General features: G+C 62.3%; 12 protein-coding genes and 1 pseudogene. 4 read left to right on the forward strand and 9 right to left on the reverse strand.

Annotated features, from left to right (window positions below):
- Positions 1 to 8 precede the first annotated feature (8 nt).
- The 4 genes and pseudogenes from gmd to BGP00_RS19915 all read right to left on the reverse strand — a co-directional run bounded on the left by gmd (position 9) and on the right by BGP00_RS19915 (position 3,224).
- Positions 9 to 1,110, reverse strand: a pseudogene (gmd, locus tag BGP00_RS19900) (GDP-mannose 4,6-dehydratase).
- 200 nt (positions 1,111 to 1,310) lie between these two features.
- Positions 1,311 to 1,904 carry an LptA/OstA family protein gene (locus tag BGP00_RS19905; RefSeq protein ID WP_292688428.1) on the reverse strand — a complete coding sequence of 198 codons (594 nt, stop codon included), beginning with the start codon at positions 1,902 to 1,904 and terminating at the stop codon, positions 1,311 to 1,313.
- Between the two features lie 41 nt (positions 1,905 to 1,945).
- Positions 1,946 to 2,593 carry an LPS export ABC transporter periplasmic protein LptC gene (gene lptC / locus BGP00_RS19910; RefSeq protein ID WP_292688430.1) on the reverse strand — a complete coding sequence of 216 codons (648 nt, stop codon included), beginning with the start codon at positions 2,591 to 2,593 and terminating at the stop codon, positions 1,946 to 1,948.
- Between the two features lie 7 nt (positions 2,594 to 2,600).
- Entirely contained in the window at positions 2,601 to 3,224 is a 624-nt protein-coding gene (locus tag BGP00_RS19915) for a ribonuclease D (RefSeq protein WP_168603383.1), read from the reverse strand.
- Between the two features lie 66 nt (positions 3,225 to 3,290).
- On the opposite strand from BGP00_RS19915, the gene ung reads away from it, so the two are divergent.
- Together ung and BGP00_RS19925 are read left to right on the forward strand one after the other, a co-directional pair.
- The gene (gene ung / locus BGP00_RS19920; RefSeq protein WP_292688432.1) at positions 3,291 to 3,977 is read left to right on the forward strand and encodes a uracil-DNA glycosylase; all 687 of its coding nucleotides are present in this window, start codon (positions 3,291 to 3,293) and stop codon (positions 3,975 to 3,977) included.
- Positions 3,978 to 4,066: 89 nt separating this feature from the next.
- Positions 4,067 to 4,720, forward strand: a complete 654-nt coding sequence (locus tag BGP00_RS19925; RefSeq protein ID WP_292688434.1) for an N-acetylmuramidase domain-containing protein — start codon at positions 4,067 to 4,069, stop codon at positions 4,718 to 4,720.
- A 25-nt stretch (positions 4,721 to 4,745) separates the two neighbouring features.
- On the opposite strand, the gene BGP00_RS19930 is transcribed toward BGP00_RS19925, so the two are convergent.
- From BGP00_RS19930 to BGP00_RS19950, 5 genes are all read right to left on the reverse strand, one after another.
- Positions 4,746 to 4,946, reverse strand: a complete 201-nt coding sequence (locus BGP00_RS19930) for a hypothetical protein (RefSeq protein ID WP_168603386.1) — start codon at positions 4,944 to 4,946, stop codon at positions 4,746 to 4,748.
- A 117-nt stretch (positions 4,947 to 5,063) separates the two neighbouring features.
- Positions 5,064 to 6,500, reverse strand: coding sequence for a glutamate synthase subunit beta (locus BGP00_RS19935; protein ID WP_292688437.1), 1,437 nt, complete (start codon positions 6,498 to 6,500; stop codon positions 5,064 to 5,066).
- Positions 6,501 to 6,523: 23 nt separating this feature from the next.
- Positions 6,524 to 11,176 carry a glutamate synthase large subunit gene (gene gltB, locus BGP00_RS19940; protein WP_292688438.1) on the reverse strand — a complete coding sequence of 1,551 codons (4,653 nt, stop codon included), beginning with the start codon at positions 11,174 to 11,176 and terminating at the stop codon, positions 6,524 to 6,526.
- Positions 11,177 to 11,432: 256 nt separating this feature from the next.
- Positions 11,433 to 12,590: a hypothetical protein gene (locus BGP00_RS19945; protein ID WP_292688440.1), complete on the reverse strand. Its 1,158-nt coding sequence runs from the start codon at positions 12,588 to 12,590 to the stop codon at positions 11,433 to 11,435.
- Between the two features lie 75 nt (positions 12,591 to 12,665).
- A complete protein-coding gene (locus tag BGP00_RS19950; protein ID WP_292688442.1) occupies positions 12,666 to 13,895 on the reverse strand; it encodes a TIGR04063 family PEP-CTERM/XrtA system glycosyltransferase in 1,230 nt (409 codons plus the stop codon).
- A 149-nt stretch (positions 13,896 to 14,044) separates the two neighbouring features.
- Here BGP00_RS19950 and BGP00_RS19955 point away from each other — a divergent pair, with 149 nt between their 5' ends.
- Positions 14,045 to 14,209, forward strand: a complete 165-nt coding sequence (locus BGP00_RS19955) for a hypothetical protein (RefSeq protein WP_292688443.1) — start codon at positions 14,045 to 14,047, stop codon at positions 14,207 to 14,209.
- The gene (locus BGP00_RS19960) at positions 14,202 to 15,575 is read left to right on the forward strand and encodes a DUF5935 domain-containing protein (RefSeq protein ID WP_292688445.1); all 1,374 of its coding nucleotides are present in this window, start codon (positions 14,202 to 14,204) and stop codon (positions 15,573 to 15,575) included. The genes BGP00_RS19955 and BGP00_RS19960 overlap by 8 nt, the downstream gene beginning before the upstream one ends.

A 15,575-nucleotide genomic window follows, 5' to 3' on the forward strand; every position in this document is an offset into this window, starting at 1 on the left:
GGAAACCCTTACTGGAACTTGGCGATCGGGGCGTCGCGCATGACCTGAAGGTCGGCCTGGACCATTTCACGGGCCAGCTCGCGGATCGGGGTCTTGTGGCTCCAGCCCAGCTTTTCCTTGGCCTTGGTCGGATCGCCGATCAGCAGGTCCACCTCGGTCGGGCGGAAGTAGCGCGGGTCGATCTCGACAATGACCTTGCCGGTCTTCTTGCAGATACCCTTTTCGTCGATGCCTTCGCCGGTGAATTCCAGCTCGATGCCCACGTCTTCAAAGGCCCAGCGCACGAAATTGCGCACTTCGACGGTTTCGCCGGTCGCCAGCACGTAATCGTCGCCCTGCTCCTGCTGAAGCATCAGCCACATGCCTTCGACATATTCACGCGCATGGCCCCAGTCGCGCTTGGCGTCCAGATTGCCCAGATACAGCTTTCAGATTGCCCAGATACAGCTTTTCCTGACGGCCCAGCGAAATGGCGGCGGCCGCGCGGGTGATCTTGCGCGTTACGAAGGTTTCGCCGCGCAGCGGGCTTTCATGGTTGAACAGGATGCCGTTGCTGGCATGAATGCCATAGGCTTCGCGATAGTTCACCACGATCCAGTAGCCGTAGAGCTTGGCCACGCCATAGGGCGAGCGCGGATAGAACGGGGTGGTTTCACGCTGGGGCACTTCCTGCACCAGGCCGTAAAGTTCCGAGGTCGAAGCCTGATAGAAGCGGGTCTTCTTTTCCAGACCCAGAATGCGGATCGCCTCAAGCAGACGCAGCGTGCCGATAGCGTCGGCATTCGCGGTGTACTCGGGGGTTTCAAAGCTGACCTGCACATGGCTTTGGGCGGCCAGATTGTAGATTTCGTCCGGCTGGGTCTGCTGAACGATGCGGATCAGGTTGGTCGAATCCGTCAGATCGCCGTAATGCAGGTGAAAGCGGGCGCCTTCAACATGGGGATCTTCGTAAATATCTTCGATACGGCCGGTGTTGAAAGACGAAGAGCGGCGCTTAATGCCATGAACTTCATAGCCCTTTTCCAGCAATAGCCGGGCAAGATATGCCCCGTCCTGTCCAGTTACGCCGGTAATAAGCGCTACTTTGCCATTGGAAGGGACGGTGGTCATGGCTTTTCAAACCTCATTGATTTCGCAGGTGCGGCATATCTACCCAATGAGGGGAATTCCGCAAGTCAATTTATAAGTAAAAAGGCTTAGATATCGACTTGGCGAGCCAAAATGTTGCGAAATCAGATAATTGTGTTCCAAATTGGTACGAAATGAGGTTTGCACTGGTAAAATTAGGCGTTTGATTCGGAAGGATTAGGTTAATTTCGATCCTGCGTTGAATTAACCGCATTCTTTTTTGCGACCGAGAAGCTCCCTGTCACGCGGCCGCCCGAAGCCGATCCCTTGCCCGCACCGGTGCCCTGGAAATTGGACATGTGATTGTCCAGATCGATCACCAGTCTTTCGCCGGTGCCATTGCCCCGCGCATTCTGCAGACGCACATGGCCGACGACCGTAATAACCCGGCGGCCAAAGTCATAAGTGGCAAGATCACCCCAGACGTGCTCCTCGCCGCGAATGACTTCAACATTGCCGGTCGCGTCGATGCGCTGGATCTTGACGTCATTGCCGCTGCCGCCGCCGCTTGCGCCATCATCGGTATAGGCCACCAGCGTACGCGCCGCGCGCAGCTTCAAGCCCTTTTGCGTGATCTCGACATTGCCTGTCAGCAGGACTCGCTTGGCCTTGTCCTGAACGTCGATGCGATCGGCGGCATAGTCCACCGGCGCATTGCTGTCATGACTCTCCAGCCCCTGCGCCAAAAGGGCGCCGGCCCAGCCGCTCAACACCAGAGCGGTTAATCCCGTGACACCGGCGCGACGGGAAAACGAAAAGCGCATGCTAACAGACATGATTGGTCCTTAACCCAAGCCCCACCTCGCGTGAAGCGGTTTCATCTGGGCATTTTCATCCGTGAAGGGGTCATGCGCAACCGCGCGCGCCCCTCCAGCACAACGTTGCGAGACGAGAGATCGACCGCCATGTGATCGGCCGAGAACGTGCCTGCGGGCACGGTTCCGGTCACACCGCTGTTGGCGGTGGCGCGCCGGGTCTTCAGGTCGATTTCGACACTGCTGGTGCGCATGCTGTAGCCGCCGCTCTCAGAGAACTGCACGGGCCCTGCCACCTGCATGCGTTCGCGGTTCAGGTCATAGCGCGCCGAGGGCGCCTCCACCCGCGCAGGGCCGCTTTCCATGGCCAGACTGGCCTGCAGGCCGCGCATTTCCACAATCGGCACCTGCGCGGAATGCTGCACCGCCTGCCCGGCGTTCAACTCGAACGGGCGCCCCTTGTCATCAGTGCCGCGATAGGTCGCGCTGGTCACCGACAGGCGCTCCTTGGCCACGGCCACCTTGTTGCGGTCGAGCAGAAAGGAGACCTCGCCATGGGGAAAGATCGGGCTGACCACCATGACGGCGGTGGTCATGCCCACGCCGATGGGCAGGGCGGAAAAAAGAAAGCGAATCATGCGATCCTGCGCTCCGCCGGGCGCGGCTTTCGCGCGGCGGCGGTTGCGCAGCAGATCGGCACCGATGGTCAAGGCTGCCTCAGGCCGACATATGGCTGAAGATGTCGTGATCGGGCCATCCGGCCAGATCGAGTTCCGCCCGCGCGGGAAGGAAGTCGAAACATGCCTGCGCCAATGCGGTGCGCCCTTCGCGCTCAAGCCGCGTGACCAGAATGGCATGGGCGGCATGCAGATAGCGCACATCGCTGGCCGCATATTCTCGCTGGGCGTCGGACAGCTCGGCCCCGCCCCAGTCGCTCGACTGCTGCTGCTTGCTCAATTCCTTGCCCAGCAATTCGCGCACCAGATCCTTGAGGCCATGCCGGTCGGTATAGGTGCGCACCAATTTGCTGGCGATCTTGGTGCAGAACACCGGCGCCGCCGTCACGCCCAGATAATGCTGGATCGCGGCAATGTCGAAACGGGCAAAGTGATAGATCTTCACCCGCTCTGGATCGGCCAGCACGGCTTTCAGGTTGGGCGCAGCGTAAGTGCTGCCGGGCTTGAAGCGGACGAGATGCTCGTCGCCCCGCCCGTCGGCAATTTGCACGACGCACAGCCGGTCGCGGGCCGTGATAAGGCCCATGGTTTCGGTGTCCACCGCAATCGGGCCGGGAGCCAGCACGCCTTCGGGGAGATCTTCTTCGTGGAGATAGACAGCCATTGTGCCAAAATGCTTAGGACGAAGCGGGCGACCTGAAAAGCCCTGAAAGCGGCGGGAAGGCAGATTATGACGGCAAGTGACGCAGTTCCCACAAGTTGGCGCGAGGCGCTTGATGGCGTACTCTCCACGCCCGAGGCGCGGCGGCTGGGCGGTTTTCTTAAAAGCGAGGAAGCGGCGGGCAAGGTGATCTTCCCTGCGCGCGGGCAAAGGCTGGCCGCGCTGGCGCTGACGCCGCTCGATGAGGTCAAGGTGGTGATTCTGGGCCAGGACCCCTATCACGGGCCGGGACAGGCCCATGGCCTGAGCTTTTCCGTGCAACAGGGCGTGCGCGTGCCCCCCAGTCTGGTCAATATCTACAAGGAGCTGAAAACAGACGTCGGCTTTGTCCCGCCCGCCCATGGCGATCTGTCCTCCTGGGCGCGTCAGGGCGTGCTGCTGCTCAACAATGCGCTGACCGTCGAGCAGGGGCAGGCCGGGTCGCACCAGAATCGCGGATGGGAGGCGATTACCGATGCCTGCGTGGCGGCGGTGGCGAAAGGGCCTTTGCCATGTGTCTTCATGCTCTGGGGCAGCCATGCGCAGAAGAAGGCGGCGCGCGTGCCGGGGTTGAACGACGGGCGACATCTGGTGCTCAAGGCTCCACACCCCAGCCCGCTCTCGGCCTATAACGGCTGGTTCGGCAGCCGCCATTTTTCAAAGGCGAACGAATTTCTTGAATCTGTAGGACGATCCCCGATCGACTGGTCGCTCTAAAAAGAAGTTTCCAACTGCAGCCATGGAATCATTGCCTACATAGGAGCGATTATTCACACTGTGGCCATCTTCTCTTGAAAGGGATGGCCATGAACATCATCGATTTGCAGAAAGCTATTGGCGCAAAACCCGATGGCGTCTGGGGTGACTTGTCTCGTAAAGCCTTGCTAAGCACTTTTACCAGCGCGAACACGGCCCCGCTCGGTGCCGACCAGATCAAGACTTTCGCCACGCGGCTGGGCGTGTCGGTCAAGCAATTGGCCGCCGTCGCCAAGGTCGAGGCCGCAGGCAGCGGGTACGACAAGGACGGCCGCCCCAAGGTCCTGTTTGAACGCCATAAATTCCACAAATACACCGGCGGCAAATATTCGGTGTGCAGTTTCGGCAACCCGCAGTCGGGCGGTTATAACGAAAACAGTTGGGACAAATTGCTGGGCGCGATCGTCACCGGAGAGATCGATGCCGCCTTCATGGCCTGCTCATGGGGCAAGTTTCAGGTGCTGGGCGAATATTGGGACGATTTCGACTATGCCTCGCCCTATGCTCTGGCCCTGTCCACCGTTGCGTCCGAGGCTGGCCATTATCTCCTGCTGGTCCACTATATCGAGACCAACAGGCTGCAGGACGAAATGGCCGCGCTCTCGACCAATCCGGAAACCTGCCGCGCCTTTGCCAAGGCCTATAACGGCCCCGCTTATGTGCAGTTCGACTATCACAACAAGCTGGCCGCCGCGATGAAGTGAGGCAGGGCGGCGGTTTGGGGCCACCCTAAAACCTCTGCCAGAGCGCCAGGGCGATGTCGAAAAAGGTGATCCCGGCAATCGGCGCGATAAACAGCAGCAGCAGATTGATCCCCACCAGCGACAGCATCACCCCCTCGCGCCGTTTGCCCAGTTCGGGCCGGTCTCGGCGGGGCGGCGGGCTCCACGGGTCGGGCGGAGGCCAGGGATCGCGTGTGTCGAGGAACATGGGCATCGACTCCGGTGTGTTGCCGGTATTCTACGCCATGGCCTGCCCAATGCTCCATAGAAAAAGCGCCGGCAGGTTGCCCCGCCGGCGCTTCTCTTTACCCGTTTGCGTGCCCGATCAGCGGGGCAGTTCCGTCACGCCCATCAGCGCCTCGTCCACCGCGCGCGCGGCCTGACGGCCCTCGCGGATGGCCCAGACGACAAGGCTCTGACCGCGGCGCATGTCGCCGCAGGCAAAGATCTTGTCATCGCTGGTGCGATAATTGTTGGTGTCGGCCTTCACATTGCCGCGCGCGTCCAGTTCAACGCCAGCCTGATCGAGCAGACCTTGCTTGCGCGGACCGACAAAGCCCATGGCGAGGAAGATCAGGTCGGCCTTGAGCGTGAATTCGCTGCCCGGCACTTCGACCATCTTGCCGCCTTCCCATTCGACGCGGACGCATTCGAGGCCGGTGACGACCCCGTTTTCGCCCACGACGCGCTTGGTCAGTACGGCGAATTCGCGCGACACGCCTTCTTCGTGGCTCGACGAGGTGCGCAGTTTGAGCGGCCAGTTCGGCCAGCTCAGAGCCTTGTTTTCCTTCACCGGCGGCTGGGGCATGATTTCCAGCTGCGTGACGGACAGGGCACCCTGACGGTTCGACGTACCGACGCAGTCGCTGCCTGTGTCGCCGCCGCCGATCACCACGACATGCTTGCCCGTGGCGGTCAGCGAGCCGCGCGGTGCGGCGCGGATTTCATCATCGCCCGCCACGCGCTTGTTCTGCTGGGTCAGGAATTCCATGGCAAAGCGCACGCCCTGCATTTCATAGCCCGGAATGTTCAGGGGACGCGGATCTTCCGCACCGCCTGCCAGCACGATGGCGTCGAAGTTTTCCTTCAGCGACTCGACCGAAACATGCACGCCCACCTCGACCGAGGTGCGGAAGGCCACGCCTTCGGCTTCCATCTGCACCATGCGGCGGTTGATAAGGTGCTTTTCCATTTTGAAGTCGGGGATGCCGTAACGCATCAGCCCGCCCACGCGGTCGTTCTTTTCAAACACCGTGACCGAATGGCCCGCGCGCGCCAGTTGCTGCGCAGCGGCCAGACCCGCCGGGCCCGAACCCACCACGGCCACTGACTTGCCGGTCTTCCTGGCGGCCACCTGCGCGGTGATCCAGCCGTTCTCCCAGCCCTTGTCGACGATCGCGCATTCGATCGACTTGATCGTCACCGGCTGGTCCACGATGTTCAGCGTGCAGGCTGCCTCGCAAGGCGCGGGGCAGATGCGCCCCGTAAACTCGGGGAAATTGTTGGTCGAATGCAGCACTTCAAGCGCATTCTGCCAATCGCCTTCATAGACCAGATGGTTCCAGTCCGGGATGATATTGTTCACCGGACAGCCATTGTGACAATAGGGAATGCCGCAATTCATGCAGCGCGAGGCCTGCGCTTTGAGCGCAGGCTCGGCATGCGGGATCACGAATTCCTTGTAATGCTTCACGCGCTCCGCCGGGTCCGCATAGGTGCGGTCCTGACGGTCAAGCTCGAGAAAGCCGGTTTCCTTGCCCATGTGTAATTCCTTCCTTCTCGAACTTATTCTGCGGCCACAGTTTCTGCGGCCAGACGCTCAGCTTCAAAGCTGCGCAGCGCCTTGGCATAATCACGCGGCATGACCTTGACGAACTTGGCCAGCGCGTTGTCCCAGTCCTCCAGCAGTTCGGCGGCGCGCTTGCTGCCGCTGTGGAGCTTGTGACGTTCGAGCAAAATACGCAGACGTTCGGCATCGTGGCGCAGCATGTCGCCCATGCCCAGGTCATAGACCGACACGGTGCGCTGTTGCGGACGGCCCCAATCACTCTTGGCGCCATCCTCTTCATCGCGCGCCGCGCTGATCGGCAGGACGTCGACCTGAGCCGGATTGACCAGATCGGCAAAGTTGCCGGCCTCGTCATAGACATAGGCTACGCCGCCCGACATACCGGCCGCAAAGTTGCGCCCGGTCTTGCCCAGCACGACGACCACGCCGCCGGTCATATATTCGCAGCCATGATCGCCCGTGCCTTCGACAACGGCGATCGCGCCCGAATTGCGCACCGCGAAACGCTCGCCCGCCACGCCCGAGAAGAAGGCCTCGCCGCTGATCGCGCCATAGAGCACCGTGTTGCCCACGATGATGTTCTGGGTCGGCTCGCGGTTGACGTAGTCCGGCTGCTTGACGATCACGCGACCGCCCGACAGGCCCTTGCCCACATAGTCATTGCCGTCGCCCGTCAGCTCCAGCGTCACGCCATGCGCGAGGAAGGCGCCGAAGGACTGACCCGCCGTGCCGGTCAGAGCGATATGGATCGTGTTGTCGGGCAGGCCCGCATGACCGTAACGCTTGGCCACTTCGCCCGAGAGCATCGCGCCGACCGTGCGGTTGACGTTGATGACCTTGCGCTCGATGCGCACGGCCTTGCCCTCGATCAGCGCATCGCTGGCCGCGACGATCAGGTCATTGTCCAGCGCGCCGGCCAGACCGTGATCCTGCGTTTCGCTCCAGTTCAGGCTGGGCGAGATGCCATCGGGAACCTTGTGCAGCAGGCGCGAGAGGTCGATGCCCTCGGCCTTCCAGTGCTGGATCGCCCGCTTGGGCTCCAGACGGTCCACGCGGCCCACCATTTCGGCGAGGGTCTTGAAGCCCATCTCCGCCATGATGGCGCGCAGCTCTTCGGCGACGAAGAAGAAGTAGTTGATGACATGCTCAGGCTGACCCGTGAAGCGCGCGCGCAGCACGGGGTCCTGCGTTGCCACGCCCACCGGGCAGGTGTTGAGATGGCACTTGCGCATCATGATGCAGCCAGCGGCAATCAACGGAGCGGTTGCGAAACCGAACTCGTCGGCGCCCAGCAGCGCGGCGACCGCCACGTCGCGGCCAGTGCGCAGGCCGCCATCGGCCTGAACACAGATGCGCGAACGCAGGTTGTTGAGCATCAGCGTCTGCTGCGTTTCGGCCAGACCGATTTCCCACGGCGAACCGGCATGCGTCAGCGAGGTCAGCGGCGAAGCGCCGGTCCCGCCTTCATAGCCCGAGATCGTGACATGATCGGCGCGCGCCTTGGAAACGCCCGCAGCCACGGTGCCCACGCCCACTTCCGACACCAGCTTGACCGAGATGCGCGCGCCGGTGTTCACGTTCTTGAGATCGTGAATGAGCTGCGCCAAGTCTTCGATCGAATAGATGTCATGGTGCGGCGGCGGCGAGATCAGGCCCACACCCGGGGTCGAGTGACGGGTTTTGCCGATCGTCTTGTCGACCTTGTCGCCGGGCAACTGACCGCCTTCGCCGGGCTTGGCGCCCTGAGCCATCTTGATCTGGATGTCATCGGCATTGACCAGATATTCGCTGGTCACGCCAAAGCGACCCGAGGCCACCTGCTTGATCGAGGAACGCAGTGAATCGCCGTTTTCCAGCGGCTTGAAGCGGATCGGATCCTCGCCGCCTTCGCCCGTGTTCGACTTGCCGCCGATACGGTTCATGGCGATCGCCAGCGTGGTATGCGCTTCCCAGCTGATCGAGCCATAGCTCATCGCGCCGGTGGCGAAACGCTTGACGATTTCGCTGGCCGGTTCAACCTCGCTGATATCCAGCGGCTTGTCCGCCTTGCGGAAGTCCAGCAGACCACGGATGGTCAGGTTGCGCTGGGCCTGATCGTTGATCGTCTCGGCAAATTCCTTGTACTTTTCAGGAACATTGCCGCGAACCGCATGCTGCAGGCTGGCGATGTTGGAAGGCGTCCACGCATGCTCTTCGCCGCGGATACGATAGCCGTAGATGCCGCCCACATCGAGCATGTTCTTATAGATCGGGTTGTCGCCATAGGCCGCCGCGTGGCGACGCACGGTTTCCTCCGCGATCTCCTTCAGACCCGCACCCTCGATGGTCGTGGCCGTGCCGGTGAAATAGGCGTTGATGAAGCTGCTCGACAGACCGATGGCGTCGAAGATCTGCGCGCCGCAATAGGACTGATAGGTGCTGATGCCCATCTTGGACATGACCTTCAGGATGCCCTTGCCCACCGCCTTGATGTAGTTCTTCTTCACCGTCTTGGCGTCGAGCGGGATCCCCTTTTTCACGCGGATATCTTCCAGCGTTTCAAAGGCCACATAGGGGTTGATCGCTTCGGCGCCGAAACCGGCCAGAACGCAGAAGTGATGCACTTCGCGCGCTTCGCCCGTTTCCACGACAAGGCCCGCCTGCATACGCAGACCCTGACGCACCAGATGGTGGTGGATCGCGGCGGTGGCCAGCAGGGCGGGCATCGGGATGCGATCCGGGCCCTGCGCACGGTCGGACAGGATCAGGATGTTGTGATCGGCCAGAACCGCTTCGGTTGCCGCCCAGCACATTTCCTTGATCGCCTGCTCCAGACCTTCGGCGCCCGACTTGGCGTCCCACGTCGTATCGACCGTAGCGGTGCGGAACGCGCCGTCAAGCGCAGCTTCCACGCTGCGGATCTTGGCCACGTCTTCGTTGGTCAGGATGGGCTGGTCGATTTCCAGACGCTTGTGGCTACCCGCTTCCTTGCCCAGCAGGTTGGGACGCGGACCGATCATGCTGACCAGCGACATCACCAGTTCCTCGCGGATCGGGTCGATCGGCGGGTTGGTCACCTGCGCAAAGTTCTGCTTGAAATAATCATAGAGCAGACGCGACTTGCGCGACAGCACGGCAATCGGCGTGTCGGTGCCCATCGAGCCGATCGGATCATCGCCATTGCGGCCCATCGGTTCGAGGAACTTGGACACGTCCTCCTGCGTATAGCCAAAGGCCTGCTGACGGTCGAGCAACGTGGTGGTTTCGACCGGAAGCTGGGCCAGTTCGGGCTCGACAACATCAAGGTCCTTGATGTTGTACTGGGCCGATTCCAGCCACTCCTCATAAGGCTCGGCATTGGCCAGGCTGGCCTTGATTTCCTCATCCTCGATGATGCGGCCCTGTTCAAAGTCGATCAGCAGCATACGGCCCGGCTGCAGGCGCCACTTGCGCACGATCTTCTCTTCCGGAATCGGCAGAACGCCGCTTTCCGAAGCCATCACCACCATATCGTCATCGGTAACGAGGAAGCGGGCGGGGCGCAGACCGTTGCGGTCCAGCGTCGCGCCGATCTGGCGGCCATCGGTGAAGGCCACGGCGGCCGGACCGTCCCAAGGCTCCATCAGCGCGGCGTGATATTCATAGAACGCGCGGCGCTTGGCATCCATCAGCGGGTTGCCCGCCCATGCTTCGGGGATGAGCATCATCATCGCATGGACCAGCGGATAGCCGCCCGCCACCAGCAGTTCGAGCGCATTGTCGAGGCTTGCCGTGTCGGACTGACCATGCGGGATGATCGGCCACATCTTGTCGAGGTCGGGACCCAGCAGTTCCGACTGCATCGAGCGGCGGCGCGCGTTTATCCAGTTCACATTGCCGCGAACCGTGTTGATTTCGCCGTTATGCGCGATGAAGCGGAACGGATGCGCCAGCTTCCAGCTGGGGAAGGTGTTGGTCGAGAAACGCTGGTGAACCAGACCCAGTGCCGAAACGCAGAGCGGGTTCGACAGGTCGGGGTAAAAGCTGCCGACCTGCGTTGCCAGCAGCAGACCCTTGTACACGATGGTACGGGTCGAGATGCTGGGCATATACAGTTCGGTCAGGCCCGGCAGACCATGCTTTTCGGCCAGGGCGGCCAGCGGGTTCTGCGTCTGCTTGCGGATGGCCAGCAGCTTGCGCTCGAACGCATCCTGATCGGCGCAATGCTCGCCCCGGCCGATGATGCACTGGCGAATCACCGGCATCGATTCGAGCACAGCCTTGCCCAGACCATCGATGTTCACCGGCACATCGCGCCAGCCGATCAGGGTCTGGCCCTCCTTGGCGATAAACTTTTCGAAATATTCGACCACGAAATTGCGGCTGCCCTCGTCACGGGGCAGGAAGCACATGGCCACTGCATAATCGCCGGGCTGGGGCAGGGTCAGGCCCGCACCCTTGGCCCAGTCGCGCAGCAGCGCATCGGGGATCTGAATCAGGATGCCCGCACCGTCGCCCAGCAACGGGTCGGCGCCCACCGCGCCGCGGTGGTCAATGTTTTTCAGAATTTCCAGTGCCTGCGTAATAATGGCGTGGCTTTTCTCGCCTTTGATATGGGCAACAAAACCTACGCCGCACGCATCGTGCTCGTTACGCGAATCATAGAGGCCCTGGGGCTCTGGAAATCCCATCGATTATCTATCCCAATCTCGCGCCCTCTGCCGTCTCTCTGGCAGGGCGCAACCTGAACCCGTGTATCTGGAGCGCGAATCCCCTGCCCGCGCAGGCGCGGGGGAGATGACGCATCATGCCCCATGGCGTCAGAACGCAGCTTTTGCAACCGCGAAAGGACACAAACGGCGTATTTGGCGCGTTTCTGACGAAAGGATTTGCCGTTTAAGCGCCATTTGTCGGTGTAATCATGCGCCGGGGCAGGGTGTGGGGAAACTATTTAACGTCGCGCAGCGAGGCCAGCGCGGCGCGCAGCGCATCGCCGGTGCCATCCGGGGCAGGGGCCAGCGCAGGCTCGCAAGTGGTTGTTTTGGTTTCCTGCGGGGCGTTCTGGTGACGCTGCAGGGCCAGAGACAGCCGCGCAAGCAGCTCGACATGGCTGAGCGAATCGAGCGAGGCCGAGGCGATATGGTCGGCTGCGCTTGGGCCGTCGAGCTTGAGCGAGGGAAAGCCCCCGCAGCTTTTGGCCGCAGCCACAGGTGCGGCAGGCAGCTCTGGCTCGGCTGCAATCTCGGGCGTCTTTTCGGCCGTCGCCAGCGGCGAAGGAGCCATCGGCGCGGCTTCGACCACAGGGATCGCTTCAGCGGCCGACTCAGTCTCCACCACAGCTTCCACCGGGCTGGGGTCGATCTTGAAGAAACGAAACGGCTGGATGGCCGGAGTTTCAACCACCGGCTCGGGTTTCACGGGCTCGGCCTTGGGGGGGGCGGTTTTCACTCTGGTTTCGACTGGCCGCTCCATGACGGCCACGATGTCCTGCGGCTTCCAGTCCCACGAAGGTTCTTCGGCGGGCGGCGGCGGCGGCGGCACATCGTGCAGCACCTGCCATGTTTCGGCCACCGGCGGGGGCGGGGCATAGCTGGGGCCCGATGCGGCCTCGGTCATCTGCGGCCCGGGGGCGGCCGGTTCGGGGGCGGGCGCATGGGCAGGGTCATTGTCGAAACCATGCGCGCCCAATTCGGCATGGGCCTGAATCGGCTGGCGCGCGGGAAAGTCGGGGTGTGCATCGGCGCTGCGGCGGCGCAGAGGAGCCGATTCGCCGGTCTTTTCGCGGCGGGCCTGCTGCCACGCGGTCTGCGAAAAAGCCTGGTGCGGGGCCAGCACCCGCACCGCAGCCCAGCCCAGCAAAGCACCGACCAGCCCAAAAGCCACCGCCAGCAACAGCCGGGCCGTCGTCCCCAGCGGGGGCGTCGCCATCGGCAGGATCAGGTCAAGCCGGGCCGAAAGCACGATCCGCTCGATCAGCTCTCCGCGGACGGCCAGCGTCGAAAGTGCGAAAGTGGCAGCCAGCCACACCGGCACAACCGTGGCGAACAACGGGTGATGGGTGATGCCTTGCCAGCCCTGTCCCGCAGAAGTGTGCTTCGTTGCCAAAGTCGCGCCCTTACGTCCTGCCCGTTGCGTGTTCGATATGTACTTTTCCGGTGTATTCCGGGGCGAATCGGGGTGTTATGCCGCCTCGCTTTCCGAATTTACACCATTAACCGGTGCCAGCATTTGGTAAACATTGAGATAACGCTTGGCATTGGTGGCCCAGTCATGCGCATTTTCCACATGAGAGCGCCCCGCCGCAAGTCTTTGCGGCCAATTTGAGCGATCGGAGAGCAGTCCGGCCAAAGCCTTGGCGCAGGCGGCCGGATCGTCGGGCGTGAAAAGGGTTCCGGTCACGCCATCGCTCATCAATTCGCGGTGCCCGCCCACGTCGCTGGCCGCCACCAGCTTGCCCTGCGCCATTGCCTCCAGCGGCTTCAAGGGCGTGACCAGATCGGTCAACCTGCTCTTTTTGCGCGGATAAGCCATGATGTCGCACAGCGCATAGTAACGCTCGACCTGGGAATGGGGCACCCGGCCCATGAAGCGGATCGCATGGGCCGCGCTCGACGCCGCTGCGCGCTCACGCAAAGCCGCCTCCATCGGCCCGCCGCCCACCAGCAGCAGGCGCGCATCGGGATGTACCGCGATCAGGCCCGGCATCGCGTCGATCAGATCGTCAATGCCTTCGTAATCATAAAAGCTGCCGATAAAGCCGATCACCGGGCCGTCTCCCAGCCCCAGTTCGTCGGCCAGTGCCGATTCGCGCGCCACCGGCTGGCCAAACATGTCTAGATCGACGCCATTGGGCATAATGGTGATTCGCGCCGGATCATTGCCCCGCGCGATCAGATCGCCCTTCAGCCCCTGACAGATTGTAACCACCGCATCCGCGCCGCTCACTACGTGATTTTCCAGGGTGCGGGTCAGCATATATTTGATGTCGCCTTCGCGCCCGGTGCCATTGCCCACGGCCGCATCCTCCCAAAAGGCGCGGATTTCATAGACCAGTGGAATACCCAGCTTCCTTGCCACCCGCAGCCCCGCCATCCCGCACAAAGCGGGCGAATGAGCATGCAGCACATCGGGCCGCCAGTCGCGGCAAACCTGCTCCACCGCGCGGGAAAAGGCGCCGATTTCGCGCCATTCGCGCAGCCCCGCCGGTCCCTTGGCCTGCCCCCGCGTGCGGTAAAAGGTCAGCCCTTCGGCTTCTTCGCAATCGGGCCCGTCGGCATAATGACGCAGGCCCGTCACTCCGCGCACCTCCAGCCCAAGCCCCTCCTGCGCCTTGAGAATGGCGCGGGTGCGGAACGTATAGCCGCTGTGCAGCGGCAGCGAATGGTCGAGCAGGTGCAGGATGCGTGTCATGGCGCAATTCCTAGGTGATAAAGGCTTAACGTCCCGTCAACCGCTGCTTGCTATGCCCTAATCAAAGGCTGGCGCATTGCCGATTCCAGGCCGCCGATTCTTGGCTGCCGCGCGAAGGGCGAAGTAAAGGCAAAGAGGGCATCTCTTCGATGATTGACTATTTCTCGATCGCCTTGACCCATGGTCTGCTGGTTCTGGTCTGCCTGCGCCTTTTGACGCGCGCGGATCTCGACCGCGATCCTGCGCCCGAAGAAGAGGTGCCGCTGGAAGCCGAGCCCGAGAAGAAGGCCAAGTGGAGGGTGCGCCGTGCTTGATCTTTTCCTCACCGGCTTTGTCGCCCTGATCCTGCTGATGGGGCTGCGCAAGCCCTTTATCTGGGTGCTGGCCTTCCTCTATGTCGATATCGTCGCCCCGCAAAAGATCTCTTACGCGCTGCTGACCAACGTCCAGCTCTCACTGGTGGTGTTCTTTCTGGCGGTGGTCGGCTGGCTGTTTTTTGACAACAAGCAGGGCGCGCGGGTCAGCGGTCGTCAGGTGCTGATGCTGCTCCTGCTTATTTACTGCTATTTCACCACGCAATCGGCCGATTTCCCGGTCGAGGCGGCGGATAAATGGTCGTGGGTGTGGAAGTCGCTGGTGTGGGCGATGTTCCTGCCGCTGGCGCTGCGCACGCAATTGCGCATCGAGGCCGCGGCTCTGGTGATGGTGCTTTCGGCGGCGGCGCTGATTCTGGACGGCGCGCTGAAAACCATGGCGGGCGGCGGCGGCTACGGCACGCTCAAGCTGTTCATCAATGATAATAACGGCCTTTATGAAGGCTCGACTATTTCCTGCGTGGCCATCGCGATCATCCCGCTGGCGCTCTGGCTGGCGCGCGACGGCACGATCTTTCCCGCCAACAGCCGCACGCGCCTGTTCGCCTATGGGCTGGCCTTTGCCGGCCTGTTGATCCCCATCGGCACCGAGGCGCGCACGGGTCTGCTTTGCGCGGGTCTGCTGGCGGTGCTGATGATGCGGGCGGTGAAATATCGCTGGCTCTACGTCGGCGGTCTGGCGCTGGCGGCGGTGCTGGTACAGCCCTTGCTGCCCAACAGTTTCTCCAACCGCATGGGCACGATCCAGAACAACCAGTCCGACCAGTCGGCCGCGACGCGCCTTGCGGTGTGGAAATGGACGATCAATTATGCGACCGAACATCCCTTTGGCGGCGGCTTTGACGCCTTCCGCGGCAACAAGCTGGAGATCATCACCAGCGAGGACGATGGTTTCGGCAGCAATTCGACCAAGATCATCGATCAGGGCCGCGCCTTCCACTCGGCCTATTTCGAAATGCTGGGCGAACAGGGCTGGCCGGGTCTGGCGCTGTGGCTGACGCTGCAGATCAGCGGGCTGATCCAGCTTGAGGGCGTGCGCCGCCGGTTGCGCAAGAGCGATGCGCCGTCGGACCGGCGCTATGCCGATCTGGCGCTGGCGCTTCAGCAGGGGCACTTCGTCTATCTGCTCGGCGCGGCCTTTGTGGGCATCGCGTTCCAGCCCTTCGTCTATATGCTGATCGCGCTGCAGATCGCGCTGGTGCAGCAGGTGCGGCGCAAGACCGCGCCCGTGGCCGTGGCCCAGCGCCGGATGCAGGTGCCGGGAGAAAAGCCTTTGGCGGCACACGCCCCGGCCGCTGCCAACTGA

Origin of the sequence: Novosphingobium sp. 63-713 (genome assembly GCF_001898925.1) — a bacterium.
Taxonomy (GTDB): Bacteria; Pseudomonadota; Alphaproteobacteria; order Sphingomonadales; family Sphingomonadaceae; genus Novosphingobium.